Below are 15,566 nucleotides of genomic sequence, written 5' to 3' on the forward strand. Positions count from 1 at the left end.
ATGGTTCAAATCAAAGAGGAAGTAAAAAAACAAGCAAAAGTAAAAATGACTCCAAGTGAAGCTATTGTAGAAACCTTAGTCGCAGAGGGAGTTACTCATATTTCAGGTATTTTAGGATCATCTTTTATGGACTTACTAGATTTATTTCCTACTGCAGGAATTCGCTTTATTGGCGTACGTCATGAACAAAGCGCTGCTCATATGGAAGATGCTTATACACGAGTCGGTGGTGTAGCTGGAGTTGTTATTGGACAAAATGGCCCAGGTATTACTAATATGGTTACCTCTGTAGCGGCGGCAAATCAAGCACATACACCGATGGTCATCATCTCTCCATCGGCTGGAACACCAACAGTTGGCTGGGATGGGTTCCAAGAATGTGACCAAGTATCTGTGTTTAAAGCTATTACAAAAGAAACCGTTCGAGTGACACACCCTAGCCGCGTTGCAGATTGTTTACGAACTGCATTCCGTATTGCCTATGCTGAACGTGGCCCAGTTCTTTATGATATTCCACGTGACTACTTTTATGGTGAACTGGAAGAACAAATTTTAAAACCACACCAATATCGTGTGGACAATCGTGGGTGTGGATCCATTCAATCAATTGAAGAAGCTGTTGAATTATTAGCTTCAGCTAAAAATCCAGTCATCCTTTCAGGTAGAGGTACTGTTGATTCAGATGGGATTGAGGTGGTTCAGGAGATTGCCGAACACCTCACTGCACCTGTAGCCGTTTCCTATATGCATAATGATGCGTTCCCTTCTGATCACCCGTTAGCTGTTGGCCCAATTGGATACATGGGAGCTAAATCGGCTATGAATACGTTAAAGGATGCAGATGTTCTTTTAGCGATTGGTACACGTCTTTCTGTATTCGGAACATTGCCTTGTTATGACATCGATTATTTCCCTAAAAATGCAAAGATTATTCAAATTGATATTAACCCACGGAACCTTGCTCGAACACACCCGATTGAACTCGGGATTATCGGTGATGCAAGAGAGGCGAGTGTAGAAATTGCGAAACGTTTAAAGGAACGATATCCAAACATAAGTAGAAATGAAGAAACAGTCAAAAAAGTTACCAGTGAAAAAGAAAAATGGGAAGCAGAACTAGTTGAACTAGCTATGGTTGACGGAAGCCCTATCAACCCTAGAAGAGCATTACTTGAGCTTACAAAGGTATTACCTGAAAATGCGATAGTATCGACAGATATTGGGAATGTATCCTCCACTGCAAATGCATATCTAAAATTCAATCATGGACGAAAACATATAGCTGCCCTTACTTTTGGTAATACCGGTTTTGCATATCCAGCAGCACTTGGCGCAAAGCTAGCAAATCCTGATTGTCCGGTCATCGCTATTGTTGGGGACGGAGCATGGGGAATGAGTTTACATGAAGTGAGTACTGCCGTTGAAGAAAATATACCAGTGATCGCTTGTGTTTTTAATAATCAGGCATGGTGTGCTGAAAAGAAAAACCAAGTCGATTTTTACAATAATCATTTCGTAGGTGCCGATATCCAAAATCCAGATTTTGCAGAAGTGGCTAGATCTATGGGAGCTGAAGGTATAAGAGTTGACGATCCCAATAAGCTTGGTGCAGCCATTCGTGAAGCGATAGAATCAGAGAAACCAACAGTGATTGATATTCAAGTAGATGGAACACAATTAGCTCCACCATTTAGAAAAGATGCGTTAAAAATGCCTGTACGCCTATTACCGAAATATAGCCACTTAGATCATAGAAATTGGTAGAAATATATTTCTAACATATATTAAACTAATTTACATTTACTCTACTATAGAAATTTAGGGCATTCTCTCAGACATTCAACTAACAAGCCTAGTAGAATTTTGAAGAATGCCCTTCTTCTTTTGTAAGTACTCAATATGTTCAATGGTAAGTGGTTAAGAAAAAATCTCAAAAAATAATATGCCTTATTTAGTTATAGATATGAGAGAAAGAATAATTAATAACAAGTGAAGATAGTACTTAGTATACAATCTGCATTTTTGTAGGTGATAAACAACATGTTTACCCAATGGGTACACTCAAGCTTAGGTTTTTTGTGTTTTTTTACTTCAATTCTTTATATTACTAACGTGTTCTTTCCCTCAAACCTTATTACAGTAACTTACAATATACTTGCGGCTATACTACTGTTATGTGCAATTCTTTCAATTGAAAAATCAAATAAAGTAATAGTATTAACTTTACTTATTCTGGGCACGTACTTTTTTTCTATAGAACAAGCAGATTCTAAAACTATTCTTTATAGTTTAGGTAATAATTTTAACCTTATTTCTATTTTTCTATTAGTTCCTTTACTAGGTATTGCTATTTCGGTAGGAGGCTATCTATCAGCCTTAAAAGAAGTAATTCTCGAATATGAAAAAAAAGGTAATAGAAACCCACATCGCATGGGTTTCATTTTGACAATTTGTATGACATTTGTCTTGAATTTAGGTACAATTCCAATCGTTAACCGTATTGCAGAAAAAAGTTTCTCTAATTATTACGAGAAAAAATTAGGATTAATAACACTTCGTGCTTTTGGGTTTTCCCAGCTTTGGTCTCCTTACTTTGTCAATGTTGGACTTGTTCTTGTTTTATTGGACATTTCTTGGAAGAATATCGCTTTAACTAGTGTTATACTAGCCGTTATTTATTTGCTTTTATGTGAAATATTTAATAAATATATATTTTTCCAAGATGATAAAAAGATTAATCCAAACCAACCGAATGTACAACATGTTCGTAATGAATCAGATAGTTCAAAGAAAATATATTCTTTGATTATTTTTTTTACGGTTCTTCTATCTACTTCATTTTTGCTTGATTATTCCTTAAGTGTAAATATGCTCCCCATTATTACTGTATTAGCACTTTTTTACCCAGTATTTTGGTCAATATTAATAGGGGAAGTAAAAGAATTTTATTATTCCGCTATTGAACATATTTCTCTTTCCTTTCAATGGTTAAAGAATGAGATTGCAATTTTTATTAGTGCAGGCTATTTTGCTGTTTCTTTAACGGGAACAAATTTTGGAGAATTAGTCTCAAACCTTGTAAACTTCTTATCTTTTGGATCAGTTTACATCTTAACATTAATAATAGTTATACTTTCAATCGTTCTCTCCTTAATTGGAGTTCATCCCGTTATCATTGTTACAGGAATAGGTGGATCTTTATCCCCATCTTTTTTGGGAATAAGCTCAGAATATATGGCTGTTGTATTATTAATCGCTTGGGTTTTATCTGCCCAATTATCCCCATTTTCAGGGGCTGTTTTAATAACCTCCCGTATAATTAACGCTTCTCCTTTGGAAGTTGCTAAAAAAAATACATTACTAGTAATTACATCATTACTGGTCCTTACACTTACTTTACAAATATGTAGATTTTTAAAGTTTATTTAAATAGTCTTATTAATAGTTTACCAATTTATACACTATTTCTAATCAACTTCAGAAGTTTTATCCAGATGACTCTATATTAATCACTTTAGTATTTTTGAAAATCAATTTAAAGAGGATTAATGAGGATTATGATTAACATATTAAATGTTAAAGAGGTGTATTAATAGTGAACTATGAACAATTAAAGACCTTTTTAGTAGTTTCTGAGAAAAAAAGTTTTTCTGAAACTGCTAAATCATTATTTATGTCCCAACCTACTATCACATCTCAAATTAAATCATTGGAGAAAAATTTAAATACAACTCTTTTTGAGAGATCTACGAAGCATGTTAAATTAACCCCTTCTGCAAAAGTTCTTTATCGTTACGGAAAAGAAATTATTAATCTAACAGAGTCTGCTGAAAAGGAAATTTTAAATTTATGTGGACAAATTCATGGTCAATTAGAAATTTCCTGTAGTTTAACGATTGGTGAAAACTTATTACCACATTTATTGGGGCGATTTAAAAATGCATACCCACTTATTGAAATATCTATTGATATTTCAAATACAACTCATATCTTGCAAAGAATAAAGAATCATAGTTTGGATCTAGGAATGATTGAAGCACCAGTAGAAGATCCTGATTTAATACTTGAACCCTTTATGGAAGATGAGTTAGTCATAATTGCCAAACCAGATTTCTTTTATAAAGAAAAACTAAACATTACTCAAGAAGAGCTAACAAAATTACCATTAATATTACGTGAAAAAGGATCTGGTACTAGAACAGTTATGACTCAACATCTAATTAAAAATGGCCTAAATCCAGATAAGTTAAATATATTTTTGGAAATGGGTAGTACTGAAGCGGTGAAGTCAGCAGTAGAGGCAGGGTTAGGGGTTTCTATTATCTCTAGAAATGCTATTAAAAAAGAATTAAGATTAAACTCGCTAAAAACCTATAATCTGAAAGGAATATCTCTTTCCCGCCACTTCTACATTGTATGTCGTCGTGACACTGTGTTAAAACCAATTGTTGAAACCTTTCTTAAGTCATCTAAATCTATACTAGCAGAAAATACTTTTGAATAAGAGGTGGTTATTTTGAAAAAAGGACGAAGCGTAAAATAAACAGTATGAAAGCAGTTCTTATAGTTCTATTTTGTTTTTTTAAAAGGTTGGTCAAACACCATAAAGCTACCTTTGGCATTTGACGGAAGAATTTCTTTACAAAGAATCCTTCCGTCTGAAAGCTTTCAACATAACAATAAATCATAAATACTGAACTATGGTATTGAACTACCTTCATTATGTTATTAACTTCAATAATTTTACTTTACGTATTATTAAACATTAGGCTTACGGGACATTTTCATCGTAAATGAATACATGTCAGAACGAAAAATTCCCTCATAATATTCAAAGATATTTCCTGATGGATCTGCGTTCATCCGTTCGGTCGCTAAGCAACACATGGACTCTGAAATATTTAAAAAGTTTGCAACTTCTTTTGAAGGGTGATGACAAGATATAATTTGTTCTGTATCCCAAAAAATTATACCAAGGTCACCAACTAATACATCATATAAAATTGTATTATTTAGGTCGTAATTCTCGAGCTTTTTTCCGATTTCCAATGGATAATAGCAGTTTTCAACGGCAATTGGAACACCATCTTTTAAACGTAATCTTTTAATTAAGTAACAATTATGTTTAAAAGATTCCATATTACTGATATTTTCGGGGGTTGGTACAATACCATGTTCTATTAACTTTATTTCCATTTTCTTAACGATTTCTGTAAAACCGTTCATTTGGATCCACTCTTGCACAGGTTTAAGAGAAACGAATGTTCCTTTACCATGCCTTTTTTCTAAAATTCCTTCTCGGACCAATATGGACACAGCTTCTCTTACTGTACTACGGCTAACTGAATATACTTCCATGAGCTCCCGTTCGCTAGGGATTTGTGATGTGAACTCTCCCTCTAAAACTTGTTTTTTTAATATATCCTTTAATTGAACATGTAATGGAATAGGGTTATTATTATCGATTTCCAAAAATGATCCCCCCCAGTTTATTTTTATGAATACAAGTACGTATAGTTTAAATATATTATAAACCTTTAGTTCAAAGGTTTCCAAGTTTATGTAATGAAAATACAAGTAGTCTATAGGGAATAAAAAAAGTATAGCGTAAAGTAAACTAAAAGAAGGTAGAATAGTACAAGGTTTCTCTGTGTAACAAGGAGAGGAGAAATGAGAAATAACCATTTTGATTATTTTTAAAGGAAGTTGATAGAGAAATAATAAGATAATGTAAGGTTATTAATAAATGATGATAATAGTATGTTTTCGATATCTTACACAACTAATCGGTTGAATAATATTGTTGTCCAAAATCATAACTTCTTGATCTTATTGTTACGGACATCATAATGAGAAAATTAACAAAGGAAGTGCTTTATGCTATGACACTTGACCAAAAGAATCCAATTCCTTTACATGTACAACTAAAATATGAAATAGAAAAACAAATACAGAATGGAAATTATAAAACCAAAATTCCAAGTGAACGTGAGATTATGGAAACCTATTCTATTAGTAGGACTACCGTAAGAGAAGCTATTTCACAGTTGGTATACGAAGGAATTCTAGAGAAAAAACATGGTAAAGGAACTTTCGTTCCGATGAAATCAATCCAAGATTGGCTTGGAACACTAAGAAGTACAACAAATATTATAAAAAAAATGGGAATGAAGCCTGATGCTAGATTAATTTGGCATGGTATAGTAACACCCTCTAAAAATATACAAGACTTATGTGGTAACCCAGCATATTATATCAAGAGAGTACGTTATGCAGATGACAAACCTATTGCAATTGAAAAACAATACTACCCTCTTGAAATTGGGAAAAAACTTGCCAAATACGATATAAAAAAAGGAACGTTATACGACCTACTTGAAAATGAACTCAACATTAATTTTTCGGTAGCTGAGCAGGTAATTACTAGTGATCGTATTCCAAAAGAAGAGGCTAAACATTTAAAGGTACCGGAAGATCACAGTGTATTGATTACTGAACGTATGACTTATGACACAGAAGGTGAACTTGTTGAATATTATGAAGCTTATTTTCGATCAGATATGTACTCTTTCAACATACAATTGTCACGAAAAAAAAACTCATAGAAAAGTAGTTTTACTACTACAAAAATGAAAAAATGTTAAAACTAAATGGTTTTAACCTAAAATATTTAACCCCTTTATAATAGGTGGTATTTGGAAAGTGGGAAGTGTATATAACCTACCATGTCTTTGTGACTAAATCTCAGCTCTGAAAAACTAGTAGCGAGTATGGTGTATCAATCGGTCAATGATTGCCTTTGTTAAGATAAGATCCCCAATGTAATGCTCCATTGATGGCTTACCATAAGGACATTGCTTAGATTCTCATAGCACATTGAAATCACTTAGAATAAAAGCTAGTTACTAACTTATTATCCGGGTTTAGCCTAACTCGTCTAATACCAGGAGTTCAAAATACGGTTAGTTTATTGACCTGAAATGTACTGCTCTAAATAATAAAATTATAGACAAAAAAGGTTATTTAAATTTACCAATAAGTCTTATAGAAAATTTCAATAAATCAAATTATTTAAAATATTTAAATTATAAAAAATATGTGGTTTAATAAATTTAGGTTTAAAATATTGGAAAAGAAAAGTCGGTGAATTTTTTTGGGGTATCTGGTACGGATATCCTGATGTTTAAACCTGTTAGGGGGGAACTTAGAATGCTTATTTAATAAAGTTCGGTTTTTAGTGTATCAACTAAAGAAGCTAGATATCCAACTAAGAATATAAATTACTTTTAAAAAAGATTTACAACTTTTAATTTTTAGGAGGAGTCTTAATGGAAGAAAGGAAGCAACTAAAACAAACACTTAAGCCACATTGGGTATGGGCCATTGCTTTGGGTTCAGCAGTAGGTTGGGGATGCTTTGTACTACCAACAATCTGGATGGGGCAAGCTGGACCACTTGGGGCTATTATTGGACTAGGAATCGGTGGATTACTAATGCTAATAATTGCAGTAAGCTATGGTTTCATGGTGAAAAATTTCCCCGTTTCTGGAGGAGAGTTTGCTTATGCGTATATAGGTTTTGGAAGGAATCATGCTTATATATGTGGATGGTTTTTAACGTTAGGTTACATTTGTATTGTTGCTTTAAATGCTTCTGCGTTGGCATTATTAGGGAAGTTTATTATACCTAGTGTTGCTAGCCAAGGATATTTGTATAGTGTAGGTGGATGGGACGTATTCATTGGAGAAGTTCTTATTGCAAGTTTAGCATTAATTATTTTCGCCTATTTAAATATTCGTGGGGCAGCCGTATCTGGAAGGCTCCAATTTGTTTTTTGTTTGATTCTGATCTTAGGAGTAGTTGCAATCACAGTAGGAATGCTCTTAAATCCTGCTACTTCTTTTAGTAATATGCAACCGCTATTCAAACCTGAGATACCGGTTTGGACAGCAGTAATTGCAATAGTAGCTATTGCGCCTTGGGCATATGTGGGTTTTGATAATATCCCCCAAGCTGCAGAAGAGTTCAATTTTTCACCGGAAAAGGCTTTTAAATTAATTGTATTATCTATTATTGTTGCAGCTCTCTTGTATTCATTAATGATCGCTGTTACTGCTCTTTCAACCCCTTGGCAAAAATTGGTTAGTGGACAACCGATTTGGGGAACAGGTGATGTCGTATCGGATACACTTGGTAGCATAGGGGTAACTATTTTAGCTATTGCTTTGTGCATGGGAGTTTTTACAGGATTAAACGGGTTTTATGTTTCTGCTAGCCGAGTATTGTTTGCTATGGGTCGCGCTCAAATATTACCTAAAACTTTTTCTGAGCTACATCCTAAGTACGAAACCCCTCACGTTGGTGTTATTTTTACATGCGCATGTTGCCTTGTTGCACCTTGGTTTGGTCGAGAAGTGCTCTTATGGATTGTAGATATGTCCGCAATAGGCGTAACAATTGCTTACAGTTACACCTGTATTGTTGCATACAAATTTTTTAAGTGGTCAGATGCTCATTCAGGTATACGAGAAGAAGATCATTTGAATGGGACTGTATCGCCTATAAAGAAAAGCTTTGCTTTATTAGGGGCTATTTGCGGAATGACTTTTCTTGGATTATTATTAATTCCTCAATCACCAGCTTTCTTAGGTAAACCATCCTTGATCGCTTTATTAGTATGGTTACTAATAGGGGTTATCTTTTATTTATATAAAGGAAACGTTTTTAGAAAAATTCCAGAAGAAGAGCTTGATTACTATATCCTAGGGGAAACTAAGAACAATATAGATCCAGAGTTTCTATCAAAGACCGATATTAAATAAATACTTAAAATAGATAAAATGAAAGCGCTTTATAATTAAGGCTCAGTATTCAAAAAGTAGATACATTTAATAATATGAAGAAAATATAAATTGCTACTGTAAATTGAAATGAAATAATAAATCAAATGAATCAAATTGGTGGAACATCTCAAACGGGTGTTAATCGTCTTGCACTTTCATATGAGGATAGAAGAGCGAGAGATTTGTTTGTAAGTTTGCTAATAAAACTAAATCTTAAAAGTAACAATTGATGATTTCGGAAATATTTACGGTAGGAAGGAAGGGTAAGATCTTAGGCTACCTCCTGTGGTGATTGGGTCTTTCTTGATCCTGTCCCTAAGATGGGACCCTAATTGTATTAGCAAGGCTTAAGGTGATTTGAAAGTTTTATAGCATAATGTTGAGAATGATTATCCTCTTGTAGTTGTGAATTTCACCATGAGGAAATAGCAAGGTTTCCAGAACCGATGTTATGCAGTCGTATATCCACAAAGAATTTTCTGATTGCAAAGAGAAAACCCGCTAGATTAGCGGAAACATGAAACTTTTTGAAGGGTAAATGACATTACAAATATGATCAACTAATTTGCAAATATCCCTTGGTAGTTCTATAAGCTAGTTGATTATAAAATGGAGGTGATTCTATTCATTGAAACGCTAGTGGGTTTAATGACTGAAATTAGATCAATGAATAACAATTAGGGTCTTTCTCGGGTTGTTGCATTAATTATATTCGACTTCTGGAATCAAAGGTTTTAAAAACAGAAAAGGGTGTGATACCTATTGGTTTGGTTTCTTATTTGGATAATTGTTTTTTTACTCTTTATTGTTGGGGTCGGATTGTATCACTCTCGCAAAATAAAATCGGCAAATGATTATATAATGGCTGATTTCAGTTTGGGGTTTTTCCCTATTTGTGGAAGCATTGTCGCGACCACTTTAGGAGCTGCTGCTGTAATTGGTTCTTCAGGGATGGGCTTTACAACTGGAATGACATGGTTTACTGCAACTTCACCTGTATTTATTATTTCTATTTTGTTGGCTGTAATCCTAGGTACAACAATACGCAAATTAAAATTGTATACAATTCCAGATCTTTTTGTTCGTCGATTTGGTAAATCTGCTGGTCTTATACCTGCACTGGTTATAAGTATACTATTTATGACACCAACATTTGGAATGCAATTAGTTGGAATGGGATCCATTTTATCTACTATTGTAGATATTCCTCTTATGTCGGCAATGCTGATTGGATTTGTTATATGCGTAGCTTTTACTCTAATGGGAGGATTGCCGAGTGTTGCGTGGACTGATGCTGTTCAATCTGTGTTAATCCTATTAGGAATTGCAGTTATGTTTTTCGTAGGACTTAACTACGTTGGAGGCATCGGAGTAGTTATAGACAATACACCAGAACACATAATGAATTTTGTTGGCATAAGTAAGAAGGAAATGATTAATTACTTGGTAATATTTGGACCTTTCTATTTAGTCTGGCAAACTACTTGGCAAAGAATAGCAGCAGCTAAGAGCGATAAGATAGCTGTAAGAGGGGTATCAATCGGATTTCTATTAGTTGGTTTGGTTAGTATCTTCGCCATTGGTATTGGAATTATTGCACGTCAAGCTTTACCGTTGGATACACACCCTGATGCTGTTTATACTCAATTTTTATCAATGCTCTTCCACCCTGCTATAGGCGGATTATTTATGGTTTCGCTTTTTGCTGCCGTGTTAACTGGTGCTACGTCATTTTTATTAAGTGGTGCTATGAACATTTCAAAAGATATCTATCAGGGGTGGATAGCACCAGGTGCAAGTGATGAGCGCATGTTAAAAGTATCACGTCTTTCAGTGGCTGGAATGGCATTGGGAGGATTGGGAGTGGCCTTACTTATTAAAAATATACTTGCCATTTATATGGTTGCACTATCGCTATCAGCTGTAACCATGGTTATGCCAGTATTAGCAGCTATGTTTTGGAAAAGGGCAACGAAAGCAGGTATGATTGTAAGTGTAATAGGTGCATTGATAGCTACAATAATCTGGAAAATTACAGGTCAACCATTTGGACTCCATGAAATTATTCCTGGGTTAGTTGTATCACTTATATTAATAATAGTCGTAAGCCTCTTTACCAAACATTCCTCTGAAGAAAATGTTACGGCTTATTATTTTTCAATAAAAGAGATAGAAGATCCTACTCAAATGGTGGCAAACGAGGGAATAAAAGATATCCGGTAAATAAACAATTAAAAATCTATTGTAATTAAAACGGTTATGGAAAGAGGTTTTAGTATGGATAAAACAGATCTATTATTTATAAATGCAAATGTGTTGACATTAGACAATAAAAACAGTCGAGCTGGCTCTTTAACGGTGTTGAATGGACAAATCACGGGAATTTGGAAAACATCTTCTCCTCCTAAAGGTGCCATTAATGTTACGGAACAGACGAATGTCGTTGATTTAAAAGGAGCTACGTTGCTACCAGGATTTATTGATACACACAACCATATACTCATGTATGCGATGATGCGTGGACAAGTAAATTGCAGCACTCCTCCTCATAAAAGTATTAACAGTATTACTATGGCAATCGGCTTAAAAGCAAAAGAAACTCCAGATGGTGAATGGATCGAAGGGTATGGCTACGATGATACTCTGTTACATGAGAAACGTCATCTAACACGTGAAGATCTAGACAAAGTTTCTCCTAACAATCCCGTCATTGTTAGACATATCTCTGGACATTTGGCAGCGGTTAACACGCTTGCATTACAATATTCAGGCATACAGGAAGATATTTCGGACCCAAGAGACGGACATTTTGGTAGAGATAATAATGGCCGTCTGAATGGTGTTCTATATGAACCTGGAGCTATGTTACCTGTATATAACCAAATTCCAAAAAAGACAGTAGAACATATGATTGAAATGGTAGGGAAAGCATCAGAAGAATATGTTGCTCAGGGAATTACAACCAATACAGACGCTGGGGTAGGATTATTTTTTGGTTCAGAAGAAGTAGATGTCCATCTTAAAGCAGCGGAGCAAGGAGTAAATCCGTTGCGTACTCGATTAATGATAATGCATCAACTTCTTCGCGAAGATGCCACATATGGTGGATATTCCCAAGAACAGTTAGATCAAGAACTAAGAGTTCGGTCAAGAGGACTCGCTAGATTAGACAGCGCTAAAATGTTTCAAGATGGATCCATTCAAGGTTTAACTGGTGCTTTAAGGAAACCTTATTATAATAATCCCGATGTTTACGGCAATTTAATTCAAGATCAGGAACCATTTCAAGAGGAAGTCCTAGATTTGCATAAGCGTGGATATCGTATTACTACCCACGGAAACGGCGATCGTGCAATAGGCTCTATTTTAGATGCGTACGGTTATGCTTTAAAGAAAAGCCCACGTATAGATCATCGACATAGAATTGAACATGTCCAAACCGCTACTTCAGAAGATTTGTCTAAAATGAAAGAATTAGGTGTAGCGGCCTCTTTTTTCATAAATCACGTTTATTATTGGGGGGATAGGCACGAGCAGATCTTTTTGGGGCCTGAACGCGCAAGGCGTATTAGCCCTCTCGCTGAGGCGGTTGAAAATAAAATATTATTTACTCTGCATTCGGACTGCCCAATTACCCCAATCTCACCTTTGTTTTCTGTCTGGGCTGCGGTCAACCGGATAACTAGAGAAGGAAACATTTTAGGGCCGGAACAGCGTATAGATGTAGAGACGGCACTGAAATCTATGACTATATACGGAGCAAAAATGAATTTTGCTGAAAAATACTCAGGAAGTCTTGAAATTGGGAAGCTAGCTGATTTTACTGTTCTCGAAACAGACCCAACAACGGTAAAACCGGAAGAAATTAAAGACATATCGATCATAGCTACCTTTATTGATGGTCGACCCGTTTTTGGTCAGGAAGTTTTGATGACTACTTAAGCCTGAGTTATTCATAGTTCCATGACAAACAGAGTGAAAATCCAACTCGGACAGGGATTGATCAAAAAACACGCGAACACCCAAAGGGTGATGGTGTGAAAAAGAGCCCAACCTTTGTAGAGTTAATGAGACCAAACCAAAACCAACCATAAGGGGCTCTTTTTATAGTTAGTATAAAGGATGCGACCATGCATTTCAATTCACAAATCAAGATGGCCTTAATGGAGGCGATTTGACCTCTGGTTCGGGCCTATTACTCGTCAAAGAATTTAATGAAAAAGTAGGTTTGCATGATTTAATCCGATCGGTACAGTTGAAGGATCATGCCAACCATACGGAACACACAAATGATGCTGTAATTATGCAAAAAATTTATCAAAATATTGGGGCTACCACGCCGAAGATCATGATAATAGTCTAAGATTTGATACCGCTCTAACCACCATTTTAAACAAAAAGGGACTGTCCTCCTAACCGTCGATCTCTCCACCTTTTTGACAAAGAAACAGCTATCTGTCGGTAACTACTACTCAAGCCATTCGGAGTGTTTCAAAGTTTTTGATTAAAATAAAAATAGAAGTAGGGACCTATAAGGGGTTTTCCTGCTTCTATTTGATTGTGGGAGCTATGAATCGAAAGTGAAATCTTAAATTATATCTTACTTTGTTTTTATTAACTGGATGGCTTCTAACATTTAAAAGATCAATTATACGGAGAATTGTAAAATTTGCGGAATTAACACCTTTTGGGGGATATTTCAGGGTTTTGTATCCTTGCATAATGTAATGTAGTTGTAACCTTTTTATGACCGAGCCAATCTTTAATGTGTACAATGTTTCCTCCTTGTTGGAATAGGTGAGTGGCACAAGTATGTCGTAATTGATGAGGTCGCAATGGTTTGATCCACATTTCAGAGTACGATTTAAAAGTTACGCCAATTAAATTGTTGGTCATCGCTTCTTTTCTCCAAGTAAGAAACAGTGGAGAAGCCATATCAAGATCCTTACGAGTGGCTAGATAAGTTTGAAGTAACTCTAGGACCTCACCAACAAGGGGCACACGCCGGTCTTTACGTCCTTTACCAGCCCGAATACTGAGAACCTGTTCCTCCCAAATTAATATCACTGAGCAGTAGATTAGCCGCTTCTCCGGCTCGTATACCAGTGGCATACATAAGAGCGAAAAGGGTTAAATTCCGCTTTCGAATGGGGGCAAACTGGCGCCTCCCTAAGAAGGAGTTAACCTGTCTTCTTAACTCTTTAAGGCAATCTTGGATTTCTTCTAATGATGCGACTTCAGGTAAAGCTTGATGGGTATCTAAATTAGTGTAAGACAAACGGATACTTGGATTGTCAAAGCAGTACTCCTGTTGTTTTAAATAGGTAAAAAAGGAACGAGTTTGGCTTACAATAAGGTTTCGGTAACCAAGAGATTTTCCTTCTGTTCGTTCAATACAGTAGTTTTCAAGATCAACAAGTTTAACAGATTGGAAGTTTAGGGAGTGCTCTTCCAGGTGCTTAGTTAGCTTCTTTAATTCCCTTTCGGTGCCCAAAACAACTTTTGGAGTATATCCCTTAATGACAGACTGGTATTCACGATATTCTTGAATGATAGATTCCATAATAATTTCTCTATTTAAAATATTTTACAAGATCCTAAGGTCTTGATGATAATTATTTATGGTTCTATCTTATATCGCTAAAAAGCAGTATTTCGATATAGTCAACCATGATAAACTCATGTACCATGTAGAGGAATTTATTCAAGACCCAACAGCTCATTCGTAAATTCTTGCGAAGTGGCATTATGATTGGTGAAAAATATGAGCCAAGCGAGATTGGAACTCCTCAAGGAGGAAATCTATCTCCGCTTCTTAGTAACATATCTTCACCAACTTGACTTAGAACTAGAAAGACGTGGACATAAATTTATCCGCTACGCGGATGACTGTAACATCTACGTGAAAAGTAAAAGGGCAGGCGAGAGAGTACTAAAAAGCATCACGAAATTTCTTGAAGAAGAACTAGGATTGACCGTTAATCAGGAGAAAAGCGAAGTTGGTAGACCGACGAAACGGAAGTTTCTAGGGTTCTGTATAACCAACGAGAAATGGAGTACAAGTCCGTCCGAATATCAAGGCGAAAAAACGACTTGAAGAAAAAGTGAGAAACCTAACCTCCCGCAAACGACCAGGAGAGATCCGAGAGATTATTAAAGAGATCAACCAAGTAACAAGGGGTTGGTTTAACTACTATGGAATTGGTCTTATGAAAACCTATGTTCAACAAATTGATCGATGGATACGTCGGCGGATTAGGCAAATGACCTGGAAAAGGTGGAAGAAGGTAAGTACTCGCTTTAAAAGTCTGATGAAATTAAAAATCCCCAAGCAAAAGGCTTGGGAGTGGGCAAACACAAGAAAAGGATACTGGCACATATCTAACAGCTTCATTCTACACACAACTATTCCAAATAAACTTCTTGAACGAGTTGGGTTGCTTAACTTAACCCGACTATATTCCTCAATATATTCTAAACACACTGAACTTATTGAACCGCCGTATACGGACCCGTACGTCAGTCTGTCTAACAATTGGTTGTTTAAGCAAGCTGTAAAGCGGGATTTATACAATTTTACTCGAATAAACATTGTGCCTAGAAATTTTGTACGAGCTCGGTCTCTGATGAGACGTATGAGCTCCTTTACTCCCTTTATTTTAATCACTCTCTTGAAATTATAGGCAAGACAAATTAGATTGGTCTCAGTACCTACTGATGCCA

General features: G+C 35.5%; 13 protein-coding genes. 10 read left to right on the forward strand and 3 right to left on the reverse strand.

Going from position 1 to position 15,566, the window contains the following annotated elements; genetic code table 11:
* The 3 genes from xsc (at position 1) to LDX58_RS15315 (ending at position 4,504) form a co-directional block, all read left to right on the forward strand.
* Positions 1–1,764 (forward strand): sulfoacetaldehyde acetyltransferase, encoded by a 1,764-nt coding sequence (gene xsc, locus LDX58_RS15305; protein WP_227937690.1) that lies wholly within the window; start codon positions 1–3, stop codon positions 1,762–1,764.
* 276 nt (positions 1,765–2,040) lie between these two features.
* On the forward strand, positions 2,041–3,429 hold the full coding sequence (locus LDX58_RS15310) for a transporter permease (protein ID WP_227937691.1): 1,389 nt from the start codon (positions 2,041–2,043) through the stop codon (positions 3,427–3,429).
* A gap of 166 nt (positions 3,430–3,595) precedes the next feature.
* Positions 3,596–4,504, forward strand: a complete 909-nt coding sequence (locus LDX58_RS15315; RefSeq protein WP_227937692.1) for a selenium metabolism-associated LysR family transcriptional regulator — start codon at positions 3,596–3,598, stop codon at positions 4,502–4,504.
* Between the two features lie 254 nt (positions 4,505–4,758).
* Here LDX58_RS15315 and LDX58_RS15320 read toward each other — a convergent pair whose 3' ends face one another.
* Positions 4,759–5,472 (reverse strand): GntR family transcriptional regulator, encoded by a 714-nt coding sequence (locus LDX58_RS15320; RefSeq protein ID WP_227937693.1) that lies wholly within the window; start codon positions 5,470–5,472, stop codon positions 4,759–4,761.
* Between the two features lie 377 nt (positions 5,473–5,849).
* Here LDX58_RS15320 and LDX58_RS15325 point away from each other — a divergent pair, with 377 nt between their 5' ends.
* The 5 genes from LDX58_RS15325 to LDX58_RS15345 all read left to right on the forward strand — a co-directional run bounded on the left by LDX58_RS15325 (position 5,850) and on the right by LDX58_RS15345 (position 13,206).
* A complete protein-coding gene (locus LDX58_RS15325) occupies positions 5,850–6,605 on the forward strand; it encodes a GntR family transcriptional regulator (protein ID WP_227937694.1) in 756 nt (251 codons plus the stop codon).
* Positions 6,606–7,328: 723 nt separating this feature from the next.
* Positions 7,329–8,822: an APC family permease gene (locus LDX58_RS15330; RefSeq protein WP_227937695.1), complete on the forward strand. Its 1,494-nt coding sequence runs from the start codon at positions 7,329–7,331 to the stop codon at positions 8,820–8,822.
* A 783-nt stretch (positions 8,823–9,605) separates the two neighbouring features.
* A complete protein-coding gene (locus LDX58_RS15335; RefSeq protein WP_227937696.1) occupies positions 9,606–11,066 on the forward strand; it encodes a sodium:solute symporter family protein in 1,461 nt (486 codons plus the stop codon).
* Positions 11,067–11,120: 54 nt separating this feature from the next.
* Positions 11,121–12,785 carry an amidohydrolase gene (locus tag LDX58_RS15340; protein WP_227937697.1) on the forward strand — a complete coding sequence of 555 codons (1,665 nt, stop codon included), beginning with the start codon at positions 11,121–11,123 and terminating at the stop codon, positions 12,783–12,785.
* Between the two features lie 232 nt (positions 12,786–13,017).
* Entirely contained in the window at positions 13,018–13,206 is a 189-nt protein-coding gene (locus LDX58_RS15345; RefSeq protein ID WP_227937698.1) for a transposase, read from the forward strand.
* 314 nt (positions 13,207–13,520) lie between these two features.
* On the opposite strand, the gene LDX58_RS26755 is transcribed toward LDX58_RS15345, so the two are convergent.
* Both LDX58_RS26755 and LDX58_RS15355 read right to left on the reverse strand, forming a co-directional pair.
* Positions 13,521–13,955, reverse strand: a complete 435-nt coding sequence (locus tag LDX58_RS26755; protein WP_227937699.1) for a tyrosine-type recombinase/integrase — start codon at positions 13,953–13,955, stop codon at positions 13,521–13,523.
* Positions 13,864–14,406: a tyrosine-type recombinase/integrase gene (locus LDX58_RS15355; protein WP_227937708.1), complete on the reverse strand. Its 543-nt coding sequence runs from the start codon at positions 14,404–14,406 to the stop codon at positions 13,864–13,866. Before LDX58_RS15355 ends, LDX58_RS26755 begins: the two co-directional genes overlap by 92 nt.
* Before the next feature lie 192 nt (positions 14,407–14,598).
* On the opposite strand from LDX58_RS15355, the gene LDX58_RS15360 reads away from it, so the two are divergent.
* Together LDX58_RS15360 and LDX58_RS15365 are read left to right on the forward strand one after the other, a co-directional pair.
* On the forward strand, positions 14,599–14,940 hold the full coding sequence (locus LDX58_RS15360) for a reverse transcriptase domain-containing protein (RefSeq protein ID WP_227937705.1): 342 nt from the start codon (positions 14,599–14,601) through the stop codon (positions 14,938–14,940).
* Between the two features lie 7 nt (positions 14,941–14,947).
* The gene (locus tag LDX58_RS15365) at positions 14,948–15,526 is read left to right on the forward strand and encodes a group II intron maturase-specific domain-containing protein (protein WP_308017534.1); all 579 of its coding nucleotides are present in this window, start codon (positions 14,948–14,950) and stop codon (positions 15,524–15,526) included.
* Positions 15,527–15,566: the final 40 nt, after the last annotated feature.

Source organism: Alkalihalobacillus deserti, from assembly GCF_020734105.1.
GTDB classification, from domain to species: domain Bacteria; phylum Bacillota; class Bacilli; order Bacillales; family Bacillaceae_D; genus Halalkalibacter; species Halalkalibacter deserti.

Coding starts and splice junctions, on each gene's coding strand:
- xsc (WP_227937690.1), top strand. CDS start 1: ATGGTTCAAATCAAAGAGGAAGTAAAAAAACAAGCAAAAGTAAAAATG.
- LDX58_RS15310 (WP_227937691.1), top strand. CDS start 2,041: ATGTTTACCCAATGGGTACACTCAAGCTTAGGTTTTTTGTGTTTTTTT.
- LDX58_RS15325 (WP_227937694.1), top strand. CDS start 5,850: ATGAGAAAATTAACAAAGGAAGTGCTTTATGCTATGACACTTGACCAA.
- LDX58_RS15330 (WP_227937695.1), top strand. CDS start 7,329: ATGGAAGAAAGGAAGCAACTAAAACAAACACTTAAGCCACATTGGGTA.
- LDX58_RS15340 (WP_227937697.1), top strand. CDS start 11,121: ATGGATAAAACAGATCTATTATTTATAAATGCAAATGTGTTGACATTA.
- LDX58_RS26755 (WP_227937699.1), bottom strand. CDS start 13,955: ATGCCACTGGTATACGAGCCGGAGAAGCGGCTAATCTACTGCTCAGTG.
- LDX58_RS15355 (WP_227937708.1), bottom strand. CDS start 14,406: ATGGAATCTATCATTCAAGAATATCGTGAATACCAGTCTGTCATTAAG.